Annotated in this window: 6 protein-coding genes; all 6 read left to right on the top strand. The window is 69.1% G+C overall.

What is annotated here, in order from left to right; genetic code table 11:
* The first annotated feature begins 115 nt into the window (after nucleotides 1-115).
* Nucleotides 116-1,792, top strand: a complete 1,677-nt coding sequence (locus JGS39_RS33845) for an ABC transporter substrate-binding protein (protein ID WP_219573580.1) — start codon at nucleotides 116-118, stop codon at nucleotides 1,790-1,792.
* A gap of 72 nt (nucleotides 1,793-1,864) precedes the next feature.
* Nucleotides 1,865-2,932, top strand: a complete 1,068-nt coding sequence (locus tag JGS39_RS33840; RefSeq protein ID WP_219573579.1) for an ABC transporter ATP-binding protein — start codon at nucleotides 1,865-1,867, stop codon at nucleotides 2,930-2,932.
* Complete coding sequence (locus JGS39_RS33835) at nucleotides 2,929-3,909, top strand: ABC transporter permease (RefSeq protein WP_219573578.1); 981 nt, start codon at nucleotides 2,929-2,931, stop codon at nucleotides 3,907-3,909. The genes JGS39_RS33840 and JGS39_RS33835 overlap by 4 nt, the downstream gene beginning before the upstream one ends.
* Before the next feature lie 5 nt (nucleotides 3,910-3,914).
* Nucleotides 3,915-4,931: an ABC transporter permease gene (locus JGS39_RS33830; RefSeq protein ID WP_219573577.1), complete on the top strand. Its 1,017-nt coding sequence runs from the start codon at nucleotides 3,915-3,917 to the stop codon at nucleotides 4,929-4,931.
* Nucleotides 4,928-5,944 (top strand): ABC transporter ATP-binding protein, encoded by a 1,017-nt coding sequence (locus tag JGS39_RS33825; RefSeq protein ID WP_219573576.1) that lies wholly within the window; start codon nucleotides 4,928-4,930, stop codon nucleotides 5,942-5,944. The genes JGS39_RS33830 and JGS39_RS33825 overlap by 4 nt, the downstream gene beginning before the upstream one ends.
* A gap of 31 nt (nucleotides 5,945-5,975) precedes the next feature.
* Nucleotides 5,976-7,274, top strand: a 1,299-nt coding sequence (locus JGS39_RS33820) for a GH1 family beta-glucosidase (RefSeq protein WP_219573575.1), incomplete at its 3' end; no start/stop codon positions are given.

Below are 7,274 nucleotides of genomic sequence, written 5' to 3'. Positions count from 1 at the left end.
GCCCGGCCCCGCACGCACCCGCAGAACCGCACCGCACCCGCACCGCCCGTACCCGGCGCGCCGAGCGCTGCCCGTTTCCGGTCTCCCAGACCCGCCAGTCCCTCCTGGAGTCGCCATGTCCGCACGCCGTCACCACACGCTCAGAGCGGTCGCGCTCGCCACCGCGGTGGTCGCGCTCGCCGCCGGATGCTCGTCAGCCAACTCGAACCGCGACAAGAGCGGCAGCGGCGCCACGGGCGTCCTGAACATCGGCAAGCCGGACGGGCCGCAGACGAACAACAGCAACCCGTTCCTGGCCACCTCGGCGGGCGCCACCCTCGGCTACCGCTTCATGATCTACGAGCCGCTGGCGATGGTGAGCCAGATCCGGCCCACCGCCAAGGCCGACCCGTGGCTGGCGTCGGACTGGAAGTGGGAACTCAACTTCACCAAGGTCACCTTCACGCTGAACGACAAGGCGAAGTGGGCCGACGGCAAGCCGGTGACCGCGGACGACGTGGCGTTCACCTTCAACCTGCTGAAGAAGCACCCGGCGCTCAACGCCGACGGCATCGCGTGGGGCGGGGTCGAGGTCCAGGGCAAGAAGGTCGTCCTGACCTTCGACGACTCGCAGTACGTCAACCAGAACAAGATCATCCAGCAGTTCATCGTGCCCAAGCACATCTGGGAAGGCGTCAAGAACCCGGAGGTCTGGCCCAACCGCACGCCCGTCGGCTCGGGCCCGTACAAGCTGAAGACGTTCACCCCGCAGACCACCACGCTGACCGCCACGCCCACCTACTGGAAGGGCACGACGAAGGTCAAGGAGCTGCGCTACAGCACCTACAACGACAACAGCGCCGCCACCACCGCGCTGGCCAGCGGCAAGCTGGAGTGGTCGTTCGTCTTCATGCCGAACTACAAGCAGCTGTTCATATCCAAGGACCCCAAGAACCACAAGCTGTGGTTCCCCTCCGGCCTCGGCATCCACGGCCTGTGGTTCAACACCGCCCGCAAGCCGTTCGACAACCCGGCGCTGCGCAAGGCCATGGCGATGGTCGTCGACCGCAACGCGATCTACACCCAGGCCGAGGCGACGCTCTACCCGGAGATCACCAACCCGACCGGCATCCCGCTGCCCGCCGGTGAGTCCTTCATCGCGCCCGAGTACAAGAGCGCGACCACGAAGCCCGATGTCGAGGGCGCCAAGGAGGTCCTGGAGAAGGCCGGCTTCACGCTCAGCGGCGGCGTGCTGAAGGACCCGGGCGGCAAGCCCGTGAAGCTCACCTTCACCGACCCGGCCGGCTGGAACGACTACATCACCGGCCTCGCGATCATCAAGGACAACATCAAGAAGATCGGTATCGAGGCCAAGGTCAAGACGCAGACCGCCGACGCCTGGACCGCCGACGTGGCCAACGGCAACTTCGACGCCACCCTGCACTGGACCAACAGCGGCGCGACCCCGTACGACATGTACCAGAACATCATGGACGGCGCGCTGCTCCAGCCCATCGGCAAGCCCTCCCAGCTGGGCAACTTCGGCCGCTTCAAGAGCGCCGAGGCGACCGAGGCGCTGAAGGACTTCGCCAGTGCCACGACCGGGACCGCGCGCACCGAGGCGATGAACGCCCTGCAGAAGATCATGGTCGAGCAGGCGCCGATGATCCCCACCGCGGCCGCGCCCATCGGGGCCGAGTACTCCACCAAGAACTGGGTGGGCTGGCCCACCGAGGCCGACCCGTACGCCGACCCGCAGCACACCCAGCGCTCCGCGCTGGAGGTCGTGCTGAAGCTCAAGCCGTCCAAGTAGAGGCCGTCGGGCAACGCTCCTTCTCCCACCCCCCATTTGACCGACGGCCTCCCAGAGATCCAGGTACCGGCCATGTCCGAACAGACAGAGAACAACCACGTCGTGCTCGAAGCACGCGGAGTCACCAAACACTTCGCCGTACGGCGCACCAGCCGCGACCTCGTCGCGGGCAGGCGCCGCACCGTCCACGCCGTCGACGACGTCTCGCTGCAACTGCGGCGCGGCACCGTCACGGCACTGGTGGGGGAGTCGGGCTCCGGGAAGTCGACCGTCGCCAGGCTGCTCGCCCAGCTGTATCCGCTCACCGGGGGCGAGATCCACCTGGGCGGGCAGGCGGTGAAGGCCGGACGTGGCCGGTCCTTCCGCAGTTACGTACGCCGGGTCCAGCTCATCTTCCAGGACCCGTTCGCCTCGCTGAACCCGGTGCACACCGTGCGCTACCACCTGACCCGCGCCCTGAAGATCCACGGCCGGGCGGGCAGCGGCGACGAGGAACTGGAACAGAACCTGACCGCTCTGCTGAACCGTGTCCAGCTGACTCCTCCTCATCAGTACCTGGACAAGTTCCCGCACGAGCTGTCGGGAGGTCAGCGCCAGCGCGTGGCCATCGCCCGCGCGCTCGGCGCCGACCCCCAGGTCCTCCTCGCCGACGAGCCCGTCTCGATGCTGGACGTCTCGATCCGGCTCGGGGTGCTCAACCTGCTCAGGGACCTCAAGGACCGCATGCACCTCGCGATCCTCTACATCACCCACGACATCGCGTCGGCCCGCTACTTCGCGGACTCCACGCTCGTCATGTACGCGGGCCGGATCGTCGAGGGCGGCGACAGCGAGACCGTCACCCAGCGCCCCGCCCACCCCTACACCCAGCTGCTGATCGCCTCGGCGCCCGACCCGGACCGGGTCGCCGACGAGGAGGAGCAGGAGGAGACCGGCAGCGGCGAGCCCCCCTCGCTCATCGATCCGCCGGCCGGCTGCCGGTTCCACCCCCGCTGCCCCAAGGCGATGGAGCGCTGCCGCACCGAGCTGCCGCCGCGCTTCGACCTGGCCGACGGCCAGTGGGCCGCCTGCTGGCTGTACGACGGGACCGCCGGCGACACCACCACCGGCGACCACGAGAAGAAGGTGGCTGCGAAGTGAAGTTCCTGCTCCAACGGCTCGCCTTCTACCTGGTCACCGCGTGGGCCGCGATCACCATCAACTTCCTCATCCCGCGGATGATGCCCGGCGACCCGGTGCAGTCCCTCATGGCCCGCTTCCAGGGACAGCTGGACACCAACGCCATCGCCTCGCTCCAGGCCCTCTTCGGCATCGACAAGGACCAGTCGATCTGGCAGCAGTACACCGACTACTGGGGCCATCTGCTCGACGGCGACCTCGGCCTTTCCTTCACCTTCTTCCCGACCCCGGTGAGCGAGGTCATCGCCCAGTCGCTGCCGTGGACGCTCGCGCTGGTCGGCATCACCACACTGATCAGCTTCGTGCTCGGTACCGGGATCGGGGTCTTCACCGGCTGGCGGCGCGGTTCCTGGATGGACAGCCTGCTGCCCGTCACCACGTTCATCTCCGCCATCCCGTACTTCTGGCTCGGCCTCATCGCCATCTCGCTGTTCGCCGTGAAATGGCCGCTCTTCCCGGCCGCCGGCGGCTACGACAACGCGCTCGTGCCCGCCTTCGACTGGCCGTTCATCTCCAGCACGCTCTACCACGGCGCCCTGCCGGGGCTCACGATCGTGCTCAGCGCGGTGGCCGGCTGGATCCTCGGCATGCGCAACATGATGGTGACGGTGTCGAGCGAGGACTACGTCATGGTCGCCCAGGCCAAGGGCCTCTCCGAGCGCCGGGTGATGTTCGGGTACGCCGCCCGCAACGCGATCCTCCCCAACATCTCCGGCTTCGCCCTCTCGCTCGGCTTCATCGTCGGCGGCACGCTCCTGGTGGAGATGGTCTTCTCCTACCCGGGCATCGGCTACCAGCTCTTCCAAGGCGTGGGAGCCAAGGACTACCCCCTCATGCAGGGCGTCTTCCTCATCATCACGCTCTCCGTCCTCGCGGCGAACCTCCTCGCCGACGTGCTCTACATGGTCCTCGACCCCCGTACCCGAAGGGAGGCGTAGGGCTCATGGCCGTCACCGCCACCGAGGTCGCCGTCCTCGACGCGACCGAGACCCCCGCAGCGAGCAAACGCAGGTTCCGCTTCCTGCGCGGCCGCAAGACCGTCGTCGGACTCTGCATCCTGCTCTTCTTCGTGCTGATCGCCGTCATCGGCCCGTGGATCGCCCCGTACGACCCCGACACGATGAGCAACGAGCTGCTCCAGCCGCCCTCCGGATCCCACTGGTTCGGCACCACGCAGACCGGTCAGGACGTCCTCTCGCAGATCCTCGTCGGCACTCGCGGCGTCCTCGTCGTCGGATTCGTCGCGGGCATCATCGCCACGATCCTCTCGGTGCTGATCGGCGTCAGCGCCGGCTTCCTCGGCGGCACCGCCGACGAAGTGCTCTCGCTGCTCTCCAACGTCTTCCTGGTCATCCCCGGGCTGCCGCTGATCATCATCATCGCCAGCTTCGTCTCCGACACGGGCGACCTCCTGATCGCCGCCGTCATCGCCCTCACCTCCTGGGCCTGGGGCGCCCGCGTGCTCCGCGCCCAGACGCTGTCGCTGCGCCGCCGCGACTACGTCGAAGCGGCCCGCGCCACCGGTGAGTCGACCTGGCGGGTCATCTTCTTCGAGGTCATGCCGAACCTGACCGCCGTCATCGCCTCCGGCTTCGTCGGCACCGTCATCTTCGCGATCCTCTCCGAGATCACGCTCGCCTTCATCGGCGTCGCCGACATCTCCAACTGGAACTGGGGGACCGTCCTGTTCTGGGCGCAGTCCAACCAGGCCCTCGCCCAGGGCGCCTGGTGGTGGTTCGTCCCGGCCGGGCTCTGCATCGCGCTGCTCGGCATGTCGCTCGCCCTCATCAACTTCGGCATCGACGAGTTCGTCAACCCGCGCCTGCGCACCGAGACCGGCGGCTCCCGCAAGGTCCGCATGCGCGTCGGCTTCACACCCGTGGCCCGTACCGGCACCTCCGAGACCGGCTTCACGCCCGTGGCCCGTACCGGCACGTCCAAGAAGGAGCCCCGCCCATGAGCGAGCCCGTCCTCACCATCAGCGGCCTCAACGTGGACTACGGGACCGGCACCGACGCCGTACACGCGCTGCGCGACATCGACCTCACCCTGCACCGCGGCGAAGTCCTCGGCCTCGCGGGTGAGTCGGGCTCCGGCAAGTCCACCCTGGCCTACGCCGTCACCCGGCTGCTCTCCCCGCCCGGCGTGATCACCGGCGGCGAGGTCCACTACCACCGGCGCGACGGCCAGGCGCTCGACCTGCTGGCCCTGTCGGCGCCCGAACTGCGCGCCTTCCGCTGGCAGGAGCTGTCGATCGTCTTCCAGGGCGCGATGAACTCCCTCAACCCGGTGCACACGGTCCACAGCCAGCTCACCGACGTACTCCAGGCGCACCGCCCGGAGATGAAGAAGAGCGAACGGACCGCACGGGCCGAGGAGCTCCTGCGTCTCGTCGGCATCTCCGCCGACCGGCTCGGCGCCTACCCGCACCAGCTCTCCGGCGGCATGCGCCAGCGCGTGATGATCGCGATGGCCCTCGCCCTGGAACCCGAGATCGTCATCATGGACGAGCCCACGACGGCGCTCGACGTCGTCATGCAGCGCCAGATCCTGCGCCAGCTGGTCAAGCTCCGTGAGGAGCTCGGCTTCTCCGTCGTCTTCATCACGCACGACATCTCCCTCCTCATCGAGTTCTCCGACCGGATCGCGATCATGTACGGCGGCCGGATCGTCGAGGAGGCCGGCGCGGCCGATATCTACCGCGACCCCCGCCACCCGTACAGCGACGGACTGCTGCACTCCTTCCCCGCGCTGCACGGCCCCCGCCGCGAACTCAGCGGCATCCCGGGCTCGCCCCCGCACCTGTCCGCGATGCCGGCCGGCTGCGCCTTCCACCCCCGCTGCGCCAAGAAGGTCGAGGCCTGCGACAGCCACGTCCCGGTGCTCGCCGCCCCGGACGGGAGCGACGGCTCGCGCTCGGTGGCCTGCTGGCTCCACCGGGGGGCCCCGGCCCCCGCAGTCGCCCGTTCCTAGCGACGTACGCACCGCACACCACAGGAGAACCATGAACCTCGTCACCCCCCAGGCCTACGCCCGCGAGATCGCCGCCCAGGCCGTACCCGGTCTGCCCGCCGACTTCCGCTGGGGCGTCGCCACAGCCGCGTACCAGATCGAGGGCGCGGCGGCCGAGGACGGCAGAACGCCGTCGATCTGGGACACGTACTGCAGGGTGCCGGGCATGGTCGTCCGCGGCGAGAACGGTGACGTGGCCTGCGACCACTACCACCGGATGCCCGAGGACGTCTCGCTGATCGCCGGCCTGGGTGTCGACACGTACCGCTTCTCGCTGGCCTGGCCCCGCATCCAGCCCGGCGGCCGCGGTCCCGCCAACGCGAAGGGCCTGGACTTCTACAAGCGCCTGGTCGACGAGCTGGACGCCAAGGGCGTCACCCCGTGGGTCACCCTCTACCACTGGGACCTGCCGCAGGAACTCGAGGACGCGGGCGGCTGGCCGGCCCGTGACACCGCCTACCGCTTCGCGGAGTACGCCGCCCTAGCCTACGACGCCCTGGGCGACCGGGTCAAGCACTGGACCACGCTGAACGAGCCGTGGTGCTCGGCGATGCTCGGCTACGCCTACGGCAACCAGGCCCCCGGCCGCAAGAACCTCGGCGAGGCGATCCACGCCGTCCACCACCTGCTGCTCGGCCACGGCCTCGCCTCGCAGTACATGCGGGAGCAGGCCGCGGCCCGGGGCAATGACCTCGAACTCGGCATCACCCTGAACCTGGGCACCGCGACGCCCGAGACCGACAGCCACGAGGACGCCGAGGCGGCCCGCCGCGCCGACGGACTCGGCGCCCGCCTCTACCTGGACCCGGTCGTCAAGGGCGCCTACCCCGAGGACATCGTCGCCGACCTCGCCGCCCAGGGCATCGAACTCCCGGTCCAGGACGGCGATCTCGCGGTCATCTCCACCCCGCTGGACGTCCTCGGCGTCAACTTCTACCGCGGCACGCTCTTCTCCGGTGTGACCGAGGACGGCGCGACGACGGACACCGAAGGACTGCCCGTCACCCGGGTCGTTGAGCGCGAGCTGCCCCGTACCGCCATGGACTGGGAGATCACCCCCAGCGCCCTCACCGACCTGCTCGTCCGTCTGGAGAAGGACTACGGCCTCCCGACGGTCATCACCGAGAACGGCGCCGCCTTCGACGACACCGTCTCCGCGAACGGCGAGATCCACGACGCCGACCGCACCACCTATCTCGCCGACCACATCGCCGCCGTCGCCGACGCCCGCGCACAAGGGGCCGACGTCCGGGGGTACTTCGCCTGGTCGCTGATGGACAACTTCGAGTGG

The organism is Streptomyces poriferorum (genome assembly GCF_019399235.1).
Taxonomy (GTDB): domain Bacteria; phylum Actinomycetota; class Actinomycetes; order Streptomycetales; family Streptomycetaceae; genus Streptomyces; species Streptomyces poriferorum.
This window is presented reverse-complemented; position numbering and strand designations above follow the sequence as displayed.